At 64.5% G+C, this 19,375-nt stretch carries 25 protein-coding genes and 1 pseudogene; 11 read left to right on the plus strand and 15 right to left on the minus strand.

Going from position 1 to position 19,375, the window contains the following annotated elements; all coding sequences use genetic code 11:
* Window positions 1-11 precede the first annotated feature (11 nt).
* From AC50YA_RS10795 to AC50YA_RS10805, 3 genes are read right to left on the minus strand one after another with little or no spacing between them, the layout of a single operon-like run.
* Window positions 12-278, minus strand: a complete 267-nt coding sequence (locus AC50YA_RS10795; protein ID WP_494982285.1) for a hypothetical protein — start codon at window positions 276-278, stop codon at window positions 12-14.
* 17 nt (window positions 279-295) lie between these two features.
* Window positions 296-2,035 (minus strand): SulP family inorganic anion transporter, encoded by a 1,740-nt coding sequence (locus AC50YA_RS10800; protein ID WP_494982286.1) that lies wholly within the window; start codon window positions 2,033-2,035, stop codon window positions 296-298.
* Entirely contained in the window at window positions 2,032-2,412 is a 381-nt protein-coding gene (locus tag AC50YA_RS10805) for an ArsR/SmtB family transcription factor (RefSeq protein ID WP_494982287.1), read from the minus strand. The genes AC50YA_RS10800 and AC50YA_RS10805 overlap by 4 nt, the downstream gene beginning before the upstream one ends.
* 347 nt (window positions 2,413-2,759) lie before the next feature.
* Here AC50YA_RS10805 and AC50YA_RS10810 point away from each other — a divergent pair, with 347 nt between their 5' ends.
* The 8 genes from AC50YA_RS10810 (at window position 2,760) to AC50YA_RS10845 (ending at window position 9,041) form a co-directional block, all read left to right on the plus strand.
* On the plus strand, window positions 2,760-3,218 hold the full coding sequence (locus AC50YA_RS10810) for a hypothetical protein (protein WP_494982288.1): 459 nt from the start codon (window positions 2,760-2,762) through the stop codon (window positions 3,216-3,218).
* Complete coding sequence (locus AC50YA_RS10815; RefSeq protein WP_494982289.1) at window positions 3,215-3,691, plus strand: DUF6278 family protein; 477 nt, start codon at window positions 3,215-3,217, stop codon at window positions 3,689-3,691. The genes AC50YA_RS10810 and AC50YA_RS10815 overlap by 4 nt, the downstream gene beginning before the upstream one ends.
* A gap of 286 nt (window positions 3,692-3,977) precedes the next feature.
* Window positions 3,978-5,837 carry a phosphoenolpyruvate carboxykinase (GTP) gene (locus AC50YA_RS10820; protein WP_494982290.1) on the plus strand — a complete coding sequence of 620 codons (1,860 nt, stop codon included), beginning with the start codon at window positions 3,978-3,980 and terminating at the stop codon, window positions 5,835-5,837.
* Window positions 5,838-6,058: 221 nt separating this feature from the next.
* On the plus strand, window positions 6,059-7,279 hold the full coding sequence (locus AC50YA_RS10825; RefSeq protein WP_494982291.1) for an NADP-dependent isocitrate dehydrogenase: 1,221 nt from the start codon (window positions 6,059-6,061) through the stop codon (window positions 7,277-7,279).
* A 331-nt stretch (window positions 7,280-7,610) separates the two neighbouring features.
* Complete coding sequence (locus AC50YA_RS10830) at window positions 7,611-7,949, plus strand: pyridoxamine 5'-phosphate oxidase family protein (protein WP_494982292.1); 339 nt, start codon at window positions 7,611-7,613, stop codon at window positions 7,947-7,949.
* A 110-nt stretch (window positions 7,950-8,059) separates the two neighbouring features.
* Complete coding sequence (locus AC50YA_RS10835) at window positions 8,060-8,374, plus strand: 3-oxoacyl-[acyl-carrier-protein] synthase III C-terminal domain-containing protein (RefSeq protein ID WP_494982293.1); 315 nt, start codon at window positions 8,060-8,062, stop codon at window positions 8,372-8,374.
* Window positions 8,307-8,735: a hypothetical protein gene (locus AC50YA_RS10840; RefSeq protein WP_494982294.1), complete on the plus strand. Its 429-nt coding sequence runs from the start codon at window positions 8,307-8,309 to the stop codon at window positions 8,733-8,735. The genes AC50YA_RS10835 and AC50YA_RS10840 overlap by 68 nt, the downstream gene beginning before the upstream one ends.
* 180 nt (window positions 8,736-8,915) lie before the next feature.
* Window positions 8,916-9,041 (plus strand): hypothetical protein, encoded by a 126-nt coding sequence (locus AC50YA_RS10845; protein WP_494982295.1) that lies wholly within the window; start codon window positions 8,916-8,918, stop codon window positions 9,039-9,041.
* Between the two features lie 330 nt (window positions 9,042-9,371).
* Here the strand turns inward: AC50YA_RS10845 and AC50YA_RS10850 are convergent, their stop codons facing one another.
* From AC50YA_RS10850 to AC50YA_RS10900, 11 genes and pseudogenes are all read right to left on the minus strand, one after another.
* Window positions 9,372-9,938: a hypothetical protein gene (locus AC50YA_RS10850; RefSeq protein ID WP_494982296.1), complete on the minus strand. Its 567-nt coding sequence runs from the start codon at window positions 9,936-9,938 to the stop codon at window positions 9,372-9,374.
* Window positions 9,935-10,582: a hypothetical protein gene (locus AC50YA_RS10855; RefSeq protein WP_494982297.1), complete on the minus strand. Its 648-nt coding sequence runs from the start codon at window positions 10,580-10,582 to the stop codon at window positions 9,935-9,937. Before AC50YA_RS10855 ends, AC50YA_RS10850 begins: the two co-directional genes overlap by 4 nt.
* Window positions 10,583-10,739: 157 nt before the next feature.
* Window positions 10,740-12,650: a hypothetical protein gene (locus AC50YA_RS10860; protein WP_494982298.1), complete on the minus strand. Its 1,911-nt coding sequence runs from the start codon at window positions 12,648-12,650 to the stop codon at window positions 10,740-10,742.
* Window positions 12,647-13,195, minus strand: coding sequence for a tyrosine-type recombinase/integrase (locus AC50YA_RS10865; RefSeq protein WP_494982299.1), 549 nt, complete (start codon window positions 13,193-13,195; stop codon window positions 12,647-12,649). The genes AC50YA_RS10860 and AC50YA_RS10865 overlap by 4 nt, the downstream gene beginning before the upstream one ends.
* Window positions 13,192-13,836: a hypothetical protein gene (locus AC50YA_RS10870; RefSeq protein ID WP_494982300.1), complete on the minus strand. Its 645-nt coding sequence runs from the start codon at window positions 13,834-13,836 to the stop codon at window positions 13,192-13,194. The genes AC50YA_RS10865 and AC50YA_RS10870 overlap by 4 nt, the downstream gene beginning before the upstream one ends.
* A 49-nt stretch (window positions 13,837-13,885) precedes the next feature.
* The gene (locus AC50YA_RS10875; protein WP_494982301.1) at window positions 13,886-14,155 is read right to left on the minus strand and encodes a hypothetical protein; all 270 of its coding nucleotides are present in this window, start codon (window positions 14,153-14,155) and stop codon (window positions 13,886-13,888) included.
* A pseudogene (locus tag AC50YA_RS10880) lies at window positions 14,136-14,467 on the minus strand (hypothetical protein). The gene AC50YA_RS10875 and the pseudogene AC50YA_RS10880 overlap by 20 nt, the downstream one beginning before the upstream one ends.
* A 92-nt stretch (window positions 14,468-14,559) precedes the next feature.
* Complete coding sequence (locus AC50YA_RS10885; RefSeq protein ID WP_494982302.1) at window positions 14,560-14,961, minus strand: hypothetical protein; 402 nt, start codon at window positions 14,959-14,961, stop codon at window positions 14,560-14,562.
* A gap of 359 nt (window positions 14,962-15,320) precedes the next feature.
* The gene (locus tag AC50YA_RS10890; protein WP_494982303.1) at window positions 15,321-15,950 is read right to left on the minus strand and encodes a maleylpyruvate isomerase family mycothiol-dependent enzyme; all 630 of its coding nucleotides are present in this window, start codon (window positions 15,948-15,950) and stop codon (window positions 15,321-15,323) included.
* Window positions 15,947-16,390 carry an SRPBCC family protein gene (locus AC50YA_RS10895; protein WP_459319351.1) on the minus strand — a complete coding sequence of 148 codons (444 nt, stop codon included), beginning with the start codon at window positions 16,388-16,390 and terminating at the stop codon, window positions 15,947-15,949. The genes AC50YA_RS10890 and AC50YA_RS10895 overlap by 4 nt, the downstream gene beginning before the upstream one ends.
* A complete protein-coding gene (locus AC50YA_RS10900) occupies window positions 16,383-16,739 on the minus strand; it encodes an ArsR/SmtB family transcription factor (RefSeq protein WP_494982304.1) in 357 nt (118 codons plus the stop codon). Before AC50YA_RS10900 ends, AC50YA_RS10895 begins: the two co-directional genes overlap by 8 nt.
* 232 nt (window positions 16,740-16,971) lie before the next feature.
* Here AC50YA_RS10900 and AC50YA_RS10905 point away from each other — a divergent pair, with 232 nt between their 5' ends.
* The 3 genes from AC50YA_RS10905 (at window position 16,972) to AC50YA_RS10915 (ending at window position 18,426) form a co-directional block, all read left to right on the plus strand.
* A complete protein-coding gene (locus tag AC50YA_RS10905; RefSeq protein WP_494982305.1) occupies window positions 16,972-17,436 on the plus strand; it encodes an SRPBCC domain-containing protein in 465 nt (154 codons plus the stop codon).
* Window positions 17,433-17,771 (plus strand): ArsR/SmtB family transcription factor, encoded by a 339-nt coding sequence (locus AC50YA_RS10910; RefSeq protein ID WP_459319348.1) that lies wholly within the window; start codon window positions 17,433-17,435, stop codon window positions 17,769-17,771. Before AC50YA_RS10905 ends, AC50YA_RS10910 begins: the two co-directional genes overlap by 4 nt.
* Before the next feature lie 88 nt (window positions 17,772-17,859).
* Window positions 17,860-18,426 (plus strand): SRPBCC family protein, encoded by a 567-nt coding sequence (locus AC50YA_RS10915; protein WP_494982306.1) that lies wholly within the window; start codon window positions 17,860-17,862, stop codon window positions 18,424-18,426.
* Here AC50YA_RS10915 and AC50YA_RS10920 read toward each other — a convergent pair.
* Window positions 18,423-19,070, minus strand: coding sequence for a transposase (locus tag AC50YA_RS10920; RefSeq protein WP_494982307.1), 648 nt, complete (start codon window positions 19,068-19,070; stop codon window positions 18,423-18,425). The two genes, AC50YA_RS10915 and AC50YA_RS10920, sit on opposite strands and share 4 nt — an antisense overlap.
* Window positions 19,071-19,375 lie beyond the last annotated feature (305 nt).

Consider the following 19,375-nt stretch of genomic DNA (forward strand, 5'->3'; position numbering starts at 1 on the left):
GCCGTCCACGCTCACCGCCGGGCCCTGCCCGGGTACGGCGCGCCAGCTCCCGCAGGACCGCCGGATGAGGCATTGCGGCGTCGGAACGCGGCGATCCCGGCGGGGATGCCGACGGTCGGGCCGGTCAGTACCACCGCGGCCAGCCAGGCCGGGTTCGTGGGGCCCGCGAAAAGTGCCGGGAGGTCGAACAGCAGAAGGGCCGCGAGTCCGAAACCCAGGAGGTAGTGCGGCACGTGATCCCGTTGCGGCCTGGATTCCGCGGAGGCTGTCGGTGGCAAAGGATGCTCCTGAACATTCATCGGACCGTGGTGTTTCCGGGAGTAGCTCCCGCAGCCCGGCCACGGACGGGGTCCTGCCCGGCATCGGGTGCCTTGTCCTGTGGGGGATGTTCGGCGGCACGGGCGGCCCTGGCGCGGGCGACGTGGCTGCGGGCGTGTTCCACGGCCGGGGGCAGATCTTCGAACAGGTGATTGTGGTGGCGCAGGGACTCCAGCACACCTACCCGGGTGACCAGGGCCAGGTGGCGTTCCTGGATGCCTTTGATCAGCACGGTAATCCCGCGGCGTTCCAGGGCGTTGACGATGTCGGTGATGACCCTTGCCCCGGTCGCGTCCAGGACCTGGAGCTGGGACATACGGATAATGACGACATCGACGTTGCGGATCGCGCTGACCCGGTCCAGGACGCGTTCGGCCGCGGCGAAGAACAGGGCCCCGTCGAGCCGGAACACGGCGATGTGTTCGTCGCCTTCCTGAATAGGGCCGGGGATCTCTTCGCGGTGCACGCCGCTGGAGTTGACCAGGGTGCGCAGGGCGAAGAAGGACGCGACGGCGATGCCGATCGCAACGGCCTGGATCAGGTCGAAGGACACGGTGATCAGCGCTGTGACGAAGAAAACGACCGTGTCGGCCCTGGTGGAGCCGATCACGCTGCGCAGCGTGGCGAGGGACACCATGCGCGTAGCGGTGACCATCAGGACACCGGCGAGGGCCGCGAGCGGGATCCGGGAGACCGGGCCGGTGGCAAGGTAGACCACGGCCAGCAGGACCAAGGCGTGGATGATCGCGGCAAGCCTGGTCCGGCCGCCGGAGCGGATGTTTACCGCGGTGCGCGCGATGGCACCGGTGGCAGGCATGCCGCCGAAGAACCCGGAGCAGACCGAAGCCAGTCCCTGGCCGAGGAGTTCGCGGTCCGCGTCATAGGGGCCGGTGTCAGAGATCGAGGCGGCGACCCGTGCTGAGAGCAGCGACTCGATCGCGGCCAGCGCCGCGATCGTGGCCGCCGGGGCGGCCAGCGCAGCCACTGCGCCCCAGTCCAGGGCGGGGATCACCGGGGCGGGCAGGGTGTCCGGCAGGGCACCTATCCGGGCCACCGGAAGGTCCAGGACCTGGGCGGCGATGCTGGCGACGATGATGGCAATGAGCGACCCGGGGATCTGCGGGTGGATCCGGGGCGCGGCGATCATGATCACCGCGACCAGGGCCACCAGGGCCACGGGGGCCAGGAGAGCGGCGGGGGTCGCTGTGGTGAGTCCCTGGACGGCGGAGACGGCGGCGTTGCTGCTCGGTCCGGCTTTGACGCCGAAGGCAGCGGGAACCTGCTGGAGGAAGATGATCATGGCAATTCCCAAGGTGAATCCTTCGATCACCGGCCAGGGCAGGAGGGTAACGACCCGGCCGAGTTTGAGTACCCCGGCAACGATGACGATCACGCCGGCCAGGACCGAGACCGCGGCCAGCGCACCGATGCCCTGGGTGGCGATGACCGGGCCCAGGACGACGACCATGGCGCCGGTCGGCCCGGAAACCTGGATGTTCGAGCCGCCGAAAACAGCCGCGACCACCCCCGCGATGACGGCGGTGATCAGTCCGCTGGCCGCACCGGCGCCGGAGCTGACACCGAAGGCCAGTGCCAGCGGCAGCGCGACGATACCGACCGTGATGCCCGCGATCAGGTCCCCTTTCCAGCTGCGGGGCAATTCACCATAGTCCCGCCAGGACGGCAACAGCGCACGGGCCGTGTCCAGAGCACTCATCGGGCGCTGCTCGCCGGGGCAGCCGCGGGAGAGCTTGCCGCTGAATATTCGAGCTGGTCACGGGTGTTGCGCAGCATGTCGTTCAGCAGCAGCCTGGCCACCGCGAGGAGGTCCGCGACCTGGGGGTAAGCCAGGGAATAGAACATCTGCAGGGCCCTGCGTTCGGCCGTCACCAGGTGGTAACGGCGCAGCACGGACAGGTGCTGGGACAGATGCGAGGCCTCCAGCCCGGTCGCGGCGAGCATGTCAGTCACCGACACTTCCGGTGCCTCGGACAACAGCTCCAGCACTCTGATCCGCACCGGATGCGCCAGACCTTTGAACAGGTTGGCCTTTACCTCATATAAGGGCGCCCGGAAATCCGAAAACTCGTCCATGCCTGCCTCCCGGCTTCACAGCAAAACCTTGCTTGACTATTTTATCCTTCTATCATCCAATATAACAGGGGGTAAAGCAGTTGCTCCTGCCGGGCCCGCTGCGCGGGCCCGGACACAGCCCCTATCGGTGGGCACCGTCACGGACGTTGGCCGGCCGGAAAGAGGTCCCTCACCATGCCCATGGCAGTAAAGCCCCAGCCGGCCCCCACGGCCCGCCGCGCGTCAGAGCCCCCTCGCCGGGGAGCCGGCCTCCATAGGACGGGCTGGGCGCGGCGCGCCGCAAGCCTTCCGAACCGCTGCCCGGACACAGCCCCTCCGGTCCGCGCAGCGGCCGGGGCGGGGGCGGCATGAGGGACCCGCTGACGACGTCGGGGGTCGAGCGGCCAGCGCCCGTTCCTGCCCCCACGCCTCCGGCTCCGATCATCACCGGGGTCTCGGTGGACACCTCCGGACCGGACGTGCGCGTGGAATTTGAACTGAACAGGCCCCCAGCCGGGGGAAGCTACCTGGTAGGGCTCCGTGCCGGCGACGCGGACCGGACCACGATCAGGCACCTCACAGTCAGCCTCCGGGACGGCCGCGTCACGGGCCAGTCCACCTACGATTTCGGGACCGTCACCCGCACGGTGCACCCTCGAGGCGGCGCGTCCTGCGCGGGCGCGTCCGTCACGGCGCTCTTCCCGCGGGCATCCCTGACCGGGCTGGGGGAAGATCGCCGTATCACCGCGTACAGCTCCCTCAACGGACATGAACTCCAAACAGGGATTCCCCTCACCCGGATGGCGACCGGAGGCCTCAGGCTATGAGCGGACAGCCCGCGGATTTTTCCCGGCACAGCCCAGGTACCGGCACCGCCCGGGACTACGCAATCTTCTTCACCCGGGAACTGGCCGGTGACGTCGCTGCCGTCGAAAAACAACTCGATGCCCATCTGGGGCAATGCAGCAGCCTCCGTCAATGGGCAGCGGCCCGCGGCGCAACGCTCGCTGACGCCGGGCAGGGGATCGAAGTACTCGAAGGACTCCTCGCCGGGCCGGAGAGGAACGCGCTGGCGCCGTGGCGCCTGAGGGTAGAAGCCGGACTCTTCATCGGAACCGTCCTGGTCCGGAACCTCCCCGCGGCCCGGTGGCTCCTGCTGCCCAACGGCCACCCCGTCGTCCACCTTGCCGAAAACACCGACCTGGACGTCATCGCCCTCGCCCGGGCGCGCCTGGAAATCGGGGCCCCGGACCTGAGGACCGTCCTGCCCTACGCCGAAAGCCTGACGCCGGGACCGTAGCACCTGCCGGCGCCCCGCCCAATCCCTGCCGTTGCCGGCCGAAGGGCCGCCTCACGGGGGGCGCCGGAGCCTCACGATCTCAGGGGGCAGGGCAGCGCAGGTCCGCAACTAGCTGTTATATTAGATGATGTATCCATCAAACAGTAAACCTGCGGCCAGTTTTCTTTACCGCTATGCCGGCGGGCACTGCCTGACCCGGGCCGCTTGGCCGCGGCTTCACGAACCATTCCCATGAGCTTTCTAGGACCGCCCCGCCCGCCGTGAGTGCGGGGGAAGGAAGAGAACCGTGCACAACACCACATACTCCAGCCTCCTGGACACCGCCCCCGTTGCCTCCACCCGTCTTCTGGGCTGGGTCGGCGATGTAGCCGCCCTGACCGGACCGGACCGGATCCACTGGGTCGACGGATCAGAGGCCGAATATCGTGCGCTCACCGACGGGCTCGTCGCCGCCGGTACGCTGACGCGCCTGGCTGAGGACAAGTTCCCCAACTCCTTTGCCGCCTTCTCCGACCCCAAGGACGTCGCCCGGGTCGAAGAGCGGACCTTCATCTGCTCCGAAGACGAACGGGACGCAGGTTTCACCAATAACTGGATGGAACCGGCGCAGATGAAGGAAAAATTGCAGGGGCTCTTCGCTGGCGCCATGCGCGGGCGCACCATGTACGTGATTCCGTTCGTGATGGGCCACCTCGACGCGGAGGACCCCAAGTTCGGGGTTGAGATCACTGACAGCGCCTACGTCGTGGCGTCGATGCGGATCATGGCGCACACCGGTGCGGACGTGCTGGCCAGAATGGTCGAGCTGGACGCGGATTTCGTCCCGGCGCTGCACTCGGTCGGCGCACCGCTGGAACCGGGCCAGCAGGATGTCAGCTGGCCCTGTAACGAGGAGAAATGGATCGTTCACTTCCCCGAGGAGAAGTCCATCTGGTCCTACGGCTCCGGCTACGGGGGCAACGCGCTGTTGGGCAAGAAGTGTTACTCACTGCGTATCGCCTCCGCGATGTCCCGGCAGGAGGGCTGGCTCGCGGAACACATGCTCATCCTCAAACTCACCAGCCCGGAACAGAAGGTCTACTACATCTCCGCCGCGTTCCCCTCGGCCTGCGGTAAAACCAACCTCGCCCTGCTGAACCCCACCGTGGAGGGCTGGACGGTGGAAACCCTCGGGGATGACATCGCCTGGATACGTCCGGGCAAGGACGGGGAACTGCGGGCCACGAACCCGGAGTCGGGTCTCTTCGGCGTGGCACCGGGCACCGGCTGGCACACCAACCCCAACGCGATGGACGCCATCGCCAAGGGCAACACCATCTTCACCAACGTCGCCCTCACCGATGACGGCGGCGTGTGGTGGGAAGGCATGACCCGGGACATCCCGGAGCACCTGACCGACTGGATCGGACAGGACTGGACCGCGGCCTCCGGCCGGCCCGCAGCGCACCCCAACTCACGGTTCTGCACGCCCATCAGCCAGGTCGGCATCCTGGCCGAGGAATACTATCAGCCCGAGGGCGTTCCGCTCTCGGCCATTTTCTTCGGTGGCCGCCGGAAGACGACCATCCCGCTGGTCACCGAGTCCAGGGATTGGGCGGGCGGTGTCTTCATGGGGTCGACGCTGTCTTCCGAGACGACAGCGGCAGCCGCCGGTCAGGTCGGGGTCGTCCGCCGCGATCCGATGGCCATGCTGCCCTTCATCGGCTATAACGCTGGGGACTACCTCAATCACTGGCTGGAGATCGGCCGGATGGCCAATCCCGCAAAACTGCCCCGGATGTTTCTGGTCAACTGGTTCCGCCGCGGCAGCGACGGAAGTTTCCTCTGGCCCGGATTCGGAGACAACTCCCGCGTCCTGAAATGGGCCATCGAACGGCTCGAAGGGACAGCGGCTGCCATCGAAACCCCCATCGGCTTCGTCCCCGCACCGGAGTCCCTCGACATCGAAGGCCTTGACGTCACCCCCGGACACCTCAGTGCCGCATTGGCGGTCGATTCAAAGGAATGGGCCCAGGAAATCGACAGCATCGATCAGTGGTACGCCAGGTTCGGTGACTCGCTGCCTGCCGAGCTGCCGGCCGAGCTGCAACATCTCAAGAACCGCTTTGCTGCCCGCCGGGGGACGCCGCGCGTCAGCTCCCGATAGGTGCCAGGGGTGGTGCCCGGAACCGTCCGTGCGCCGGGCGCCGCTTCCGGGTTCGGCTGCCAGCGCGCCGGACCGGCAGCGCGCACCCGGAAAGAACCGGGTGATCCGGCGTCATCCCAGCCTGTCGCGCCGGCCCGCGACGTCAGGCCCACCGCCGGGGCTTCAGATGTCAGAGACCACCATCGGTGTGGGTCATTGTGCCCATGAATCAAGGAGACGGTATGAACGAAAAGATCAAGGTTGTTGGCTCCATTGTGGAGCTTGACGGCGACGAGATGACCCGCATCATCTGGCAGTTCATCAAGGACCGCCTGATCGTCCCGTATCTGGATGTGGACCTGAAATACTTCGATTTGTCCATCCAGAACCGTGACGCGACCGATGACCAGGTCACGATCGACGCTGCGAACGCCATCAAGGAATACAACGTCGGCGTCAAATGCGCCACGATAACCCCTGACGAGGCCCGGGTCGAGGAATTCGGCCTGAAGAAGATGTGGCCGTCCCCGAACGGAACCGTCCGGAACATCCTGGGCGGCGTCGTTTTCCGTGAGCCCATCATCATTTCCAACATCCCGCGCCTGGTTCCGGGTTGGAACAAGCCGATCATCATCGGCCGTCATGCCTTCGGCGACCAGTACATGGCGACCAACTTCAAGGTCCCGGGTCCTGGCACGCTGACCATGACCTTCACCCCCTCCGGCGGAGGCGAAGAGATCAGGCAGACGGTGGTCACCTACCCCGACGGGGGAGGGGTGGCGATGGGCATGTATAACTTCAACGACTCCATCCGGGACTTCGCCCGCGCCTCCTTCGCCTATGGACTGCAGCGGAACTACCCCGTATACCTCTCCACCAAGAACACCATCCTGAAGGCCTACGACGGACAGTTCAAGGATCTCTTCCAGGAAGTATTCGAAGCCGAGTTCAAAGATCTGTTTCAAGCAGCAGGCCTCAGCTACGAGCACCGGCTGATCGATGACATGGTGGCATCGGCGATGAAGTGGGAAGGCGGCTACGTCTGGGCCTGCAAGAACTACGACGGCGACGTCCAGTCCGACACCATTGCCCAGGGCTACGGCTCGCTCGGACTCATGACCTCCGTGCTGATGACACCGGACGGCAAGACCGTCGAGGCCGAAGCCGCACACGGCACCGTGACACGCCACTACCGCCAGCACCAGCAGGGCAAGCCCACGTCCACCAACCCGATAGCCTCGATCTTCGCGTGGACCAGGGGCATCATGCACCGCGGCAAACTGGACAACACCCCTGCCGTCATTGACTTTGCCGTCACTCTCGAAGACGTCGTCATCAAGACGGTCGAAGCCGGTCAGATGACCAAGGACCTGGCCCTCCTGGTGGGACCGGACCAGGAATGGCTCACCACCGAGGAGTTCCTCGCAGCACTGGACGATAACCTCAAGGCACGCCTGGGCTAGTCCCCCGAGCGACCGTTCCCGGAGATCGACTCGCCCGCTCGGGGGAACGCCGAACGGGCGGTACGCGTCTCGAGCTTGGTCCGACCGGCTTCCGTGTCCTCCGGGGCCGAGTCCGGGTCGGGTCGTGGAGGGCCAAGGGGTCCAAACCCGGCGCTATGCTGGGCGGTATATCATCGGCGCAAGAACGTCGGATGAGGCAGTTGACAAGGCCAACGGCATGTCCGGGGCCGTGGAAGGACGATCATGCTCTCTGATGCGCAGTATCCCGCGGCGAACCTGGCCCCGGATGAATGCTGGGACCTGCTGACCGGTACGAGAGGGCCGGCTGGCCGTGAGTGTGCATAACAAGCCTGATATCTTTCCCGTGGAATTCCACGCCCAGGACGGAAAAATACTTGTGCGAACGCCGCAGGGCGAAATGCTTGTGGAACTGACCATCAACCCTTCGGTGGCCTTTGAAGCCAACGGTCGGTCGGAAGCGTCCGCCTGGATCGTTGTCGTTCAAGGGACGGCCCGCGAACTGCAGAACTGGTCGGAAATCGACGCCGCTCAGCAGAAGGCCCAGCGCCCCTGGACGCCGACCGCGAAAGGGTCCTACGTGGAGATTGTCCCCACCGGGCTCACCGGCCGGCGGCGGCCCACCGACACCCAGGAGGACGCACAGGAGTAAGAGAGGAGGGCCGGGTCACATCCGGCCGTCCCCTGCACTTGGCTGGTTGCGGAAGGAATTCCCAGTTCAGGCATGCCCGCTGAGCCTTCGTATTCATCCGCCTGGCGAGGTTGCGGGCCATCACGGCGCGCGAGGTCGTCACCTCCGGAAACACCTCCGATGCCAGCATCCGCATCGCACTGGCCAAACTCATCCGCAGCGGCCAACTCCCACCCGGCAGCCCGGTACTGCTGTTCGGATTCGGTGAAGGATTCTCCCACGCCGGCCAAGTCGTCTGCACCCCGCCACAGGCACCGCGCCCCGGGCCTGACGCAACACCAAGACCTCACACCCAGGCAAAGACAAGGGAATCAACACATGCCACTGCTCAAAGAACTCCAAGACAAGGTCCATGCCACTCACCTGCTGGTCCGCCCCGCCGATGAATGGAACAAACTCTCCGAAAAGGTCCATCAGGCCTGGGCCAGCGGCGACGAACACCAACTCGACACCGCCCGGAAATTCCACCTCATCGCCTGGGCATCCGTTGCCCGGAACATTCTCACCGACCCCTTCGAAGGAGTCGGCATCACCACCACCCCGGCCACCACCGACTGGGGCATCGCAACCCTGAGCACCGGCAAACGCAGCTGCCAACCGCAACTGACCCAAACGGACATCGCCGAGACCACTGGTGCCCGGCCTCGGCTGCGGAACTTCGAAGAAGTCATAGCCGACTACAACGCCTGCCTCGACTACCTGGCTGGCGCCACCAGCGAGCCGTCCCCGACCCGGTACGACAGCTGACAACAGCCATAAACACACCAAGCCGAAAACCGCAGTAAACCGCAGGGCCCCTCTTGATGCGGCGAACACCGTTTGGATTCTTCCTGGCACCCACAACCCCGCCCGTCCGTCGTCCGCTGTCGACCTGTTCACGAAAGTCCGCTTGTGTTGAAGCCCCGCTACGTCAAAGACTGGGCCCCAATGCAGTGGAACAGAGCGGGACTGATTCTGCACCTTACCCTCAGCTATGCGGGCGAATCCAGGGACTTTGCAGCTGCTGGTGCCTGGGATGAGGCCGAGGTCCTGAAGGGGATGCTGGACTCTTGAGTCCCCGGCCGTTCAGGCGGGTGTACCCGGCGCGGCGCCCGGCACGGGCCGCGCCGATGCCAGGAAGCCGGCACCGGAATCGGAACCTGAACTGCTGACGGGCGCTCATTGCGGCTGCTGCGGTCGAGAGATTCATCCTTCTGGAGGACATGGAGTGATTGAGCTGGCGGAGCGCGAGGCGTTTGAGCAGCACTGCGGTGTCGATGGTCTCATCTGATGGACGAAGAATCCATGGGCATTCGATGCCGACTTGATGAAAAGTTCTCTTCGACATGGGCTCGACCCTGACCCGTCTCAGCTTTGAGGGCGTCGGCGAACGGCTTGGGATCGTTATGTTGATCTTGGCCGGTTGAGCTGGGCCATCAGGGAACGGTTGACGGTATGTGCAGCCTCCAAGTCTGATGACACAGCTGCAAGCTGCTGCTGCAACTGATGGACTTGTTGGGTTGCTTCGCTGGTCTGCCGGGAGAGGGCGGCGTTTTGGTCTGTCAGTTCCTGAACGCGGACGCTTTGGGCGTGGGCGTCGGTGCCGTCGATCTGATCCCCTAGCAGTTCCGAGATGTGCTGTCGGTATCGACGTGTCTCGTCGCGGAGCCGCTTGTTTTCGTGGCGCAGGAGCTCACGCTCAACCTGGAACGATCCAGTGTTTGAGTCCTTGGCCTCGCGGGGCACTCCCGTGGACAGCCGCTTCTGGGCGTTCCTGACGTCGTTCAGGAGCGGTTCCTGCCGGACAAGCCAGGGGCTGACGCCAGCGCGGCGGGCTACCTCCGCGACCGTGATCGGGCTGCGGGTGCTTTCCATGGCCTCAATGGTGGCTAGGACTGCACCTCGCTTGTTCTTGCTGTCCTTCTTCCGTTGCCGGACCATGGCAGCGGTGTTCGGTGGATGCTCGTTCACTCGAAGTCCTTGCCGTTGCCGGCCCTGATTTTGAGGCTTCCGACAGGGATGAAGGGTTTTTCGATGGCGGTTGGGATATCCGCGCGGAGCCGGCGCAGCACGACGGAGGCTTCCTGCAGGGAGTCCCTTTCGGTGGCGGGAAGGTCAGCGAGCCGCGATTCCTGTGCGTGGATGAGGGCCGTGAACGCTTCGACTTCATTCCGTGTATCGGTGATTAGTGACGGCCGCAGGTTTTGGGCGATCTGCCAGGCGAGGTCTTCTTTCATCCGTTCCAGATGTGCCTTCAGGTCGGGAAGGTGGGAGGGATCGGATCTGAAGAACGTGCAGCCCCCACATTGGAATCGTGCGGGGCATGCCTTGCCTGCTGCTTTGATGTTGGTCGGTTCGGTGCAGTTTCCGAACGGGACGGCCACGGCGGCCATCGAGTAGAGCTCTTCAGCGACGGGTGCGTGGGTGCCGTGGGTGTCGAAGGAGAGTCTTTTGACGGATTCAATGGCTTTGCGTTTTCGGGCGTTGGTCACTGTGTAGTACCTGGCTGTGGTGTCCGCGGATCGGTGGTCCATGAGGCGGCGGAGGGTTTCCTGGGCGACACCCGCGTCGGCCAGCCGTTGGCAGTAGGAATGGCGGAAGGCGTAGGCGAACACGGCGGATTTACCGAACGGGATCCCCGCTCCGGGACCGTTGGCCGGGCTTGGCAGGTCCGGGAGTTTGTTGTCGGTCCAGTCCCGTAGCCGGCGGGTGAACCAGGCTGTTTTGAGGTGTTTGTCCCTGACCCGGGAGCGGAACGTGGGAAAGAGCCATTCATGCTGGCCCGGCCGGCATTGCCGCGATGTGTGCGTCCCGGATGGTGAACCACGATTCCAGGGCTTGTGCGGTTTCTGCCCAGATGGGGAGCCGCCGGCCCCGGCGTCTGCCTTTGTCGTTGTTCCACAGCAGGGTGGCCTGGCCGGTGCTGTCGTAGCTGAGGCAGTCACGTCCGAGGCCGGTGGTCTCGCTGGGCCGCCGTCCGGCATCGCGCAGCAGCGTCAGGTAGCAGGTAAATGCTGCCTTGTAGACGGCAGTGGGGACCGCGGCCGAGACCGGACTGGAGACATGCGCCTCGGGTAACTGCGCGAAGAGGTACTCGATGACGGGTTCGGGGATTGCCCGTCCGGTCTCGTCGTCGGCGTCTGTCCCTGGGCCGGCCTCGAGGGGGATCCGGAGGTCGTAGTCGAGGGAGAAGGAGAGGGTCGTGTTTTCGAACAGGTCCGAGCTCTTCCGGGCGTAGTCGATCATGCCTGCCACGGTCGATCCGAGAAAGCGTTTGTTGGCGTTGGTCAGAGGTTTCCCGTCGAGCCGTGTCATGCCGGCCAGTGCCTGTGCCAGCATCTTGCCGTGTTCGCGGGTCAGTCCGGATGCGTTGGTCGGTGAAGGAAGTCGTCGCGCCGCACATTGGACGGCAAAGTCGGTGCACAGTCGTGCGACGTGGGTGATGAGGGTCGTCGAGGAGGTTTCCGTGGTGGATCGCTCCAGGATCCAGAGCTTGGTCATCTTCCGTGCCCAGTCCAGACGGATCGGCCGGAAGTCCAGGGCTGCCATGGAGCGGGTGGATCCTGATCTGTTAGAGGAGGTCATCAGCAGACAGAAGGGGATGAGGTCCGATTGGAGCAGATCGCCGTTGGTGGACCACGGGACGTAGCGTTCCAACAACCTCGCGCGGACCACACGGAACATGGACCAGGCGTTTACGGAACGGAGCATCCTGCCCTCGGCAAGCGCGTGGGTGTCTGCGTTCAGGAAGGATTGCATTTCTTGCGGGAAGTCCAGTGCCGACTTGATGAGGGCCTTGGTCGTGGAGATGTTGACCGGGAAACCAATGCGGTCCTGGTGCTGAAGGGACCACAGCAGTTCCGTGGCCAGTCCAGGGTGCCGCTGGCGCAGTGGGGCAAGGCTGAGCTGGTACCCGCCGGGTCTCGCGGCCGGGGCGTGAATTTCCCGGTAGCCGTCAGGTTCGAGAGAGACGACGGCTTCCACTTCAAGGTGCAGAGCCAGCCCACTCTGGTCTTTGATCAGCTTGGCGTGCCGTCTGCAGATGCCCACCTGGTTGTTGGCATGGTGACGTTTGAAACCACACCAAGGAACTGCGCAATAGTCCGGCGCCGCAACCGGTGTGGCGGCTTGGGAAGCGATCCATGCATCAATGTCCTCGACTGTGTGGCGGGGCTGGTGGCCCAGGCACAGGGGAGGGAGCCGGTCTTTTTGCTGGTGCCATCGTTTGGGGTTTCCACCCGTCGTGGCCATCAAGGGCACACCGAGGCCCCTGCTGCGGTTGGTGCAGTTCGTGACCGAGCATAGGATCGGGACGATGCGGGAGGCCCAGTTCGTGCCCTGCAGCTCGACCGCCCGGTTGATCCAGGCCTCGACGCTCATGTCGCCCATTCGTTTGGTGTGCCGGCTGTAGCGGCCGGTGCAGACGTTGCACAGCCCGCTGCGGCGGGTGAACGAGGGGCCATGGCAGCCGGGGAACCTGCACCGGTTGACGAGCGTGCCCAGGTGGCCCGGGACTCCGGTGAAGACCCACGCCTCGCTGTCCCATTCGTCTGGCCGCCAATCGTCCCGGATTTCCTGGGCAAGCATGTGTTGGAAACCGGCAAGGTCCGCGGCCGGGTCGACTGGTTCCGCCGGCGCCAGTGCCGGGGCAACCTCGGAGGCGACCGATTGTCCGCGACTCATGAGGGCCTCGGCGAACCGTAGCGGACGCCTTCGATGGCGTCGCGAAGGTCCTGGTCGGTGGAGTGCTCATACACCAGCTGGGATGCGGGGCTGCGGTGCCCGAGGAGTGCCTGAACGTCCCGTGCCGGCACTCCTGCGCGTTTCCAGCGGGTCGCCGCGGTGTGCCTTGTCATGTGCGGGTTCGCCCGGGCCCCTGCCCTGCCTGAGGAGCGGTAGAACATTTTGACGGCGTTGGAGTACTTCAGCGCTTCTCCGGCAGGGGACCGGGAATACAGATTGACGAAGACCATTGGGCTGGAATCCTGGGCCAGGCGGTCGATGCGGTCCTCGAGGTAGAGGTGGTACAGGGTGCAGACCGCTGCGGTGACCGGGACTGTGCGTGGGTTCGAGGATTTGGACAGTGCAGCGTTGGGATTCTGCCGCCGCCGAACGTGGATATGCGGCCCAACGGTCTGGCAACCGACGGCGCGCGAGTCATGGAATAGATGCAGATCCTCTGTCCGGAGCCCCAAGGCCTCGCCGATCCGGACCCCGGTTTCGATCATGAGTGCGACCAGCGGTCACGCCGGTTGGTGATGGCTCCCAGCAACGACTCCTCTCCGGATTCATCGAGCAGCTTTGGGGCTTCTTCGACTTCCTTGACCCGAACGGCCCGGGACTTGGAAACCTGGCCCGGCAGGAGCCTGTCACCGGAAAAGCCGTAGGCGATTCTGGTCTCGTAGAAACCGGCCGCCGTCTTCTCGCTGATCAGATCACTGCGTGCTGCCCACATGTAGAACTGGGTGATTGCCGCGGCGTACTGGTTCATCGTTTTCCCGCTCCGGTAGCGCGGCTCACGATATTCCGCGTTTCCTGCCGGGGCGGTCAACGCGGTGACGGTGAGTTCCCGGATGAACCGGGAAACGACAGGTACGCCGCCTGTCCAGTCCAGCCGGGCCGGACCGGACCAGGTGAAGTACGCGGCCAGGCGCTGCGCGTATGCCCGAATGGTGTTGGTGGACCGGGCAGAACCCAGCAGGTAGTGAAGGTAGGCGCTGGCCTCAGGATGCAGCTCGTAGGTGGAGGCGTCCACCACTGCCCAAGACGGGCCTCCAGCTTTGTGGATGACGCTGAACGCGATCCAGCGCCGTGAAATCGGGACGTTCGGGTGGTTGGTCGAGGGAAACGGAATCAGGGACTGCGCCATACGAACGTACCTCGTCAGGGGTAGATAATCCGTGCGTTCCGAGACGACCCTAGTGCAGAACACACATGGCTGTGAACCCCACGCGAGGGCAGATAAGGCGGACCTGCACGCGCCAATGTTCGACGTCCACGACATTCCCCATGCCCACCGGTGCGGATCGCCGGGTGTCCCACCAGGAGTCCCTGGTGAACCAGTGCAATGGATCAGCCGCCACGGCCCAGATGCGGCCGTCGTGGCGGATGGCCAGGGGAGCGCCTGCGGCGGTAAATCGGACGTCCACGGGAACGTCCAGGGTTTTTTCACTTGCTGTTGCCGTCACGGCTGGTCCGCTCTCCCAAATTTCTGTTCATCATTTCTTCCCGGCGGGTCACCGCCGAGCTCCACACCCAGGTCCGGTACGTCACCGGCCCGTCCTTCCATGTCACTTCGACAGCTTTCGCGGTCCAGGCAAACACCTCACCGTCCACCAGCTCGGCGCAGTTCGGGAACCGGATCCACGCCTTCACGGGGATCCCGGGAAGCCGTTCTTAGCCGGAAACTGCTCAAAATTGAGCTCTTCCACCGTTAGCCCGATGGGGCCTGCGCGCCGCGCATACTGCGCCTGCAGCCTGCTCGCTTGCTCCGGTCCCATAACACAACCTTAGAACATATGTTCGAATAGACGCGCCAAAGAAAAGCGGCCGTCTGGGCCGCAGTTGTTAACTATGGGGGAGGGGACCGACATTAACGGGTTGCACGCCAATGGGGACAGCTTTGAGCTGTGCGGAGGGCTCCACCTGCCCCCAGGGGGCACAACCCGTTCGGCCCGGCGTCCGCGCGGTCGTCCCCGCGGAGCGCATGCCTTCCGGTCGGCTGCTGGGTATCGGTGGACGCGAATTCACGAAGCGTGGCCGCGACGGCGCGAACGGCTGCCGGGTCCTCGGTCCATGGGCGGCCGCCCCTCGTGCATGCGTGGAAGTTGGTCACGGCGGAGTATTTGGCTGCTTCAGTCAGTTCGGCCCACGCGGCCTGCAGTTCCTTCTGCAGTTCCGGTGACAAGGGCTCGTCCTGGACAGCGCCGGCGGGAGCAGCGACGGCAGGGGCCGTGGTTGCTGCTTTTCGCTGAAAGAGACTACGTAGGCCCATTCTGTGTCCCTTCTGACGGTGAGAGCGGGGACCAGAGTATCAATGCCCTGGTTTCCGCTGCGCTTCAACCAGTGGTCGGGCGTCCGCTGGCGCCGCCGGCTGTTGGGTCCAGTGCTGTCCGTCGCAGAGCTCCGGCCCGCCCTGGCCCTGTTGTGTCTACGACGATGCTCCTATAGGCGTCAAATCGGAAAAGCCCTAATCCTGAAACTGTTCAGCACGCGGGGTTGAACGGTCGGCAATTCCTCGGGGCAGCGGGGTCATGAAGTTCGGGAGGGCTGCCGTCTTAAGGGAGCGGATCTCCTACCGCCTAACGTCCGCGCGTCGACAGTGTCTGTGCAGCGAGGGTGGTCGGGGCTGGATCAGGCAGGTGTGAACCGATCACTTGCCTGGCCGGCGAGGACGCCGGTGGGCAGCTTGCGGTCCATGAGGACCATCAGGAGGTGGTGGGCGGCACCGCGGAGCGGCTCGCCAGCTCCGAAGGCCCAGTCGACATCGTCGGCCTCAAGGCGGATGCCGATCAGGTCAAGCCGGAAATGTTTCTGGCTGAGCGGGCTGGTTGCCTGGTCGAGGACCGTGAGCAAGCTGGCCTCACTAACTGAGTGTCTGATGCCCAGCGGGATTGTGATGTCCAGGCCGTGAACGATGTCATGGGTGAGGGCCCCTTTGAGGCCGCCACCCGGGGGCTTCCACCGGGTGTCCTCATTCGTCCGCCACCGGTGGAGCAGTGTGCTGATGGGTTCCTGGGCGTCGTGGCGGGCGACTCGATCGGCCATGTGGGCGAAGTTGCCGCGGGAACGGAGCATCTCGCCTATGAACCGCGGGGTCGAAAAGCGCAGGGGCATGGTCATGTGCGCGACAACTTCGCGTATCCGCCAGCCCGTGCATAGCGAGGGGGTGTTCCAGTCCTGTTGGGGCAGGGCTTCCAGGATATTGCTGAAGGCCCGCCGCTCGGCGGCGATGGTCGCCATCAGGTCGTTGCCCGCGCTCATCGATCGGCTCGGGTCAGCTGAGCGAGGTAGGCGTCGAACCGGTCCAGGGACGTGAGGAATCCGGCCTGGGCATCGGCATTCATCATCGGTGACGGCACCTTGGTCTGTTCTATGTCGACTTGGGTTCGGTGGTTCCCGAGTTCGGTGAAGGTGATGGTCACGGTCATCCCCGATCGGTCCTCGATCCACGACAACCGCTCTGGTGGGCTCACCTCAAGGTATCTTGCACTGGTTGGGTAGGTGCTGCCGTCGGCGCCGTTGACCATGATGGTCGTGAAGACCCCGCCGACGCGGGCGTCTACGGTAATTGTTTCCGAGGGTGTGGTGACTCCAATGGGACCCCAGAAGTGAGTCAGATGTTCGGGGTCGATCATGCAGTCGAAAACCAGCTGCCGTGGCGCCTCGAAGGTGCGGGTGAAACGCAGGGTGTTCTCATTCATGGGGATCTCCAATCGGTGGTTCTTGCAGGGTGCGGAGGTGTTGGTCGAGCTTGTCGAAGCGCTCCGACCAAAGACGCCGACTCTCTTCGATCCAACCGGCAGCGGCATCGAGGGCATGCAACTCCAAGTGGCAGGGGCGGAACTGAGCGTGTCGGCCCCGGCTGATCAGCCCCGACCGCTCAAGCACCTTCAGGTGCTTGGATATGCCCGGCAGGCTCAGCTTGAACGGTTCCGCCAGTTCATTGACTGTTGCGTCGCCGACGGCGAGCCGGGCTACGATCGCCCGCCGCGTTGGATCGGAGAGCGCGCTGAACATCGCGTCGAGCTGCTGACTCCGTGCCGCTGTCATGACATCATCCGGAATCTCTTCACCGTTGTATTTTACCGCTCAGTTAATTAGCCGTCAAGTAAAGTAACAGTTCTGGGGCCCGACTCCAAGGAGTCGCACTGGGGGCGCTTGAGTTTGCCTCAGAAGATTGGCTCTCCACTGGTGACTAAAAAGAGCAACCAATCGTTGCACATACCTCAGCGGTGCTCTATAGTTTGTGCAACAAAAGGTTGCTAATAGTTAGGAGCGCAGGATGGAGTACGGCAGCATCGAGCGGGAGATCCACATTGAAGCCACGCCTGAGGTGGTGTACGAGGTCATCACCACGCCTGAGCACCTGCGGGAGTGGTGGCCGGATGAGGCCGAGCTCGAACCGGTGCCCGGGGCGACGGGGGTCATCTCGTTTGGCGATAGGTCTGCGCCGGAGGCAAAGATCGTTACTCTCCTGGTGGTGGAAGCCAGCCCGTCTCGCCGCTTCTCCTTCCGGTGGGTGTACGACGACGGTGAGACCGCGACGCCTTCCAACTCGCTCCTGGTGAGCTTTGACCTGATCCCGTCGGGTAGGGGCACGCGGCTGCGTTTTACCGAGACGGGGTTCAGGGAGAAGGGTTGGGAGTTGGCCGTGCTCGAGGAGCATTACCGGGATCACGTCCGCGGCTGGGACTACTTCCTGCCCCGACTCGTTTCCTACGTCGGCCGGCTGGTGTCGGCGCCATGAGCGTGACCGTCGACGACGATCTCTGGTCGGCGGTGGGGGATTCGACTCGGCGACGGATGCTTGACCTGCTGTTGAACGACGGCGGCGGCACAGCAACCACGCTAAGTAGGCAGCTGCCGGTCACGCGGCAGGCGGTCGCCAAACACCTTGCCGTGCTCCACCGCGTCGGAATGGTCCACGTCACGAGTTTGGGAAGGGAGCGAATCTACGAGGTGAGCCAAGCCCAGCTCGCCCGAGCTGTCGCGCAACTGTCATCGGTCGGGGCCACTTGGGACGCCAGGCTGCAGCGCATCAAGGGAATCGCCGAAGCAATCCAGCATAGTCGCGAAGGCTGACGCCTCACGGCTGAACGTCGCCACATCCGTGGCGGTCGTGCCCAACCATGCCCAAATGTGGGCGCGCACTCGAGAATGAGGTAACGAGATGTTGGACTTCACCACGACTTTCGCCGTGGAGCGGACTCCGCAGGAAGCATTTGAGGCCATCACAAACGTCCGCGGTTGGTGGTCGCAAGAGGTCGAGGGCGTCACCGACCAGGTCGGTGGTGAATTCACTTACCACTACCAGGACGTGCACCGCTGCTGCATCCGGGTCACGGAACTCGTGCCCGGTGGGAGAGTTGCATGGCTCGTCCTGGACAATTACTTCAACTTCGTCGAAGACCAGGCCGAGTGGAAGGACACCCGGGTCGTCTTCGAGATCTCTGAAATGGAGGGCGGGACCGAGGTCCACTTCACCCACGTCGGCCTGGTTCCGCAGTATGAGTGCTACGAGGTGTGCTCCAACGCGTGGGGCGGCTACCTGGGCGGCAGCCTGCGCAATCTGATCAACACCGGGGAAGGGCAGCCCAACCTGAAGGGAAACGGCCACGCCCCAACCCACCAACACACCGCCGCCGAGCTGCGCGGCGGGCGCCAACGTCAGGCATCGGCCGGGCCGACCCCGGGGAGGGGAAAGACTGAGATGGATCTTGGAGCAGGCCGGCCTTAGCAGTCTTGTTGGCGCATCCTTGCAGCTGTCTGCTCGGTCAGCCATTGGCGGTAGTCCGCGGCGAGGGTGTCGTTGCGGAGCAGGCCCCGTTCCAGGAGGGAAATCTTGGAGGGCCACTGGGCAAGTTCGCTGGCTGCGACCGTGATGGTGAGACCGAGTGTGGTGCGCTTTTGTCGCAGGTCGGTGTTGTCTGGGGCTGCTTGGGGGTTGGTGATCTGGCGGTAGATTTCCCGGGCAGCGTAGCGTTTGCGGCAGCGCATGATTTCCCGTTTGCTCTTGCCCTCCGCAGTGCGTTTGGCCACGTAGTCCTTGGTCCGTTGACACGACGCCATGCGGACCAGGACGACCTGATACAGGGCATGGTTGGCGTTGCGGTCACCTCCTCTGCTGAGCCGGTGACGGGTGGTTTTGCCCGAGGATGCTGGTATCGGCGCGACCCCGACCAGGGCGGCGAACTGGGCCTCATTTCCTATGCGGTCGGGGTTGTCTCCGACGGTGACCGGGAGTTGGCTTGCTACTTCCGTTCCGACACCTGGCAGGTCGCAGAGCATCGGCGCGTAGGTATCGAGGATTTCCTGGAGCGCCGCGTCCGCGGCGGCTATCTCTGCCGCGAGCGACTGGCAGCGGGTGGCCAGAGACTTCAAAGTCAGCAGGCACAGGGCCCGTCCGCAGCCGTTCCCACGCGGTCAGCCTCGAGCCGTCCTCGACGCGAAGCAGGCCCTCCAACTCCTGGATCAGGGAGGGCCCGGCCGCGTCAACCAGCGCGGCATAAAGTCGGTCATTCGCGCCGGCACGGACCTCTGAAACCAGGCGCGTCAACGTGGAGACGCCCCTGCTGGCCGCCGCGTTGGCGATTTTGATGGTGCCGTCCACGGTGACTGCCAGAAGCGCATCCGGGCTCGCGTCAAGAAGCGCGCCGAAATTCGACGCGCCCAAATCCTTGCCCTGC

The organism is Pseudarthrobacter sp. RHLT3-21 (genome assembly GCF_059383495.1).

Coding starts and splice junctions, on each gene's coding strand:
- AC50YA_RS10890 (WP_494982303.1), bottom strand. CDS start 15,950: ATGAGCGCGGGCAACGACCTGATGGCGACCATCGCCGCCGAGCGGCGG.
- AC50YA_RS10870 (WP_494982300.1), bottom strand. CDS start 13,836: ATGGCGCAGTCCCTGATTCCGTTTCCCTCGACCAACCACCCGAACGTC.
- AC50YA_RS10915 (WP_494982306.1), top strand. CDS start 17,860: ATGTTGGACTTCACCACGACTTTCGCCGTGGAGCGGACTCCGCAGGAA.
- AC50YA_RS10910 (WP_459319348.1), top strand. CDS start 17,433: ATGAGCGTGACCGTCGACGACGATCTCTGGTCGGCGGTGGGGGATTCG.
- AC50YA_RS10840 (WP_494982294.1), top strand. CDS start 8,307: ATGCCACTGCTCAAAGAACTCCAAGACAAGGTCCATGCCACTCACCTG.
- AC50YA_RS10845 (WP_494982295.1), top strand. CDS start 8,916: ATGCAGTGGAACAGAGCGGGACTGATTCTGCACCTTACCCTCAGCTAT.
- AC50YA_RS10825 (WP_494982291.1), top strand. CDS start 6,059: ATGAACGAAAAGATCAAGGTTGTTGGCTCCATTGTGGAGCTTGACGGC.
- AC50YA_RS10810 (WP_494982288.1), top strand. CDS start 2,760: ATGAGGGACCCGCTGACGACGTCGGGGGTCGAGCGGCCAGCGCCCGTT.
- AC50YA_RS10905 (WP_494982305.1), top strand. CDS start 16,972: ATGGAGTACGGCAGCATCGAGCGGGAGATCCACATTGAAGCCACGCCT.
- AC50YA_RS10900 (WP_494982304.1), bottom strand. CDS start 16,739: ATGACAGCGGCACGGAGTCAGCAGCTCGACGCGATGTTCAGCGCGCTC.
- AC50YA_RS10815 (WP_494982289.1), top strand. CDS start 3,215: ATGAGCGGACAGCCCGCGGATTTTTCCCGGCACAGCCCAGGTACCGGC.
- AC50YA_RS10860 (WP_494982298.1), bottom strand. CDS start 12,650: ATGAGTCGCGGACAATCGGTCGCCTCCGAGGTTGCCCCGGCACTGGCG.
- AC50YA_RS10885 (WP_494982302.1), bottom strand. CDS start 14,961: ATGGGCCTACGTAGTCTCTTTCAGCGAAAAGCAGCAACCACGGCCCCT.
- AC50YA_RS10805 (WP_494982287.1), bottom strand. CDS start 2,412: ATGGACGAGTTTTCGGATTTCCGGGCGCCCTTATATGAGGTAAAGGCC.
- AC50YA_RS10895 (WP_459319351.1), bottom strand. CDS start 16,390: ATGAATGAGAACACCCTGCGTTTCACCCGCACCTTCGAGGCGCCACGG.
- AC50YA_RS10800 (WP_494982286.1), bottom strand. CDS start 2,035: ATGAGTGCTCTGGACACGGCCCGTGCGCTGTTGCCGTCCTGGCGGGAC.
- AC50YA_RS10865 (WP_494982299.1), bottom strand. CDS start 13,195: ATGATCGAAACCGGGGTCCGGATCGGCGAGGCCTTGGGGCTCCGGACA.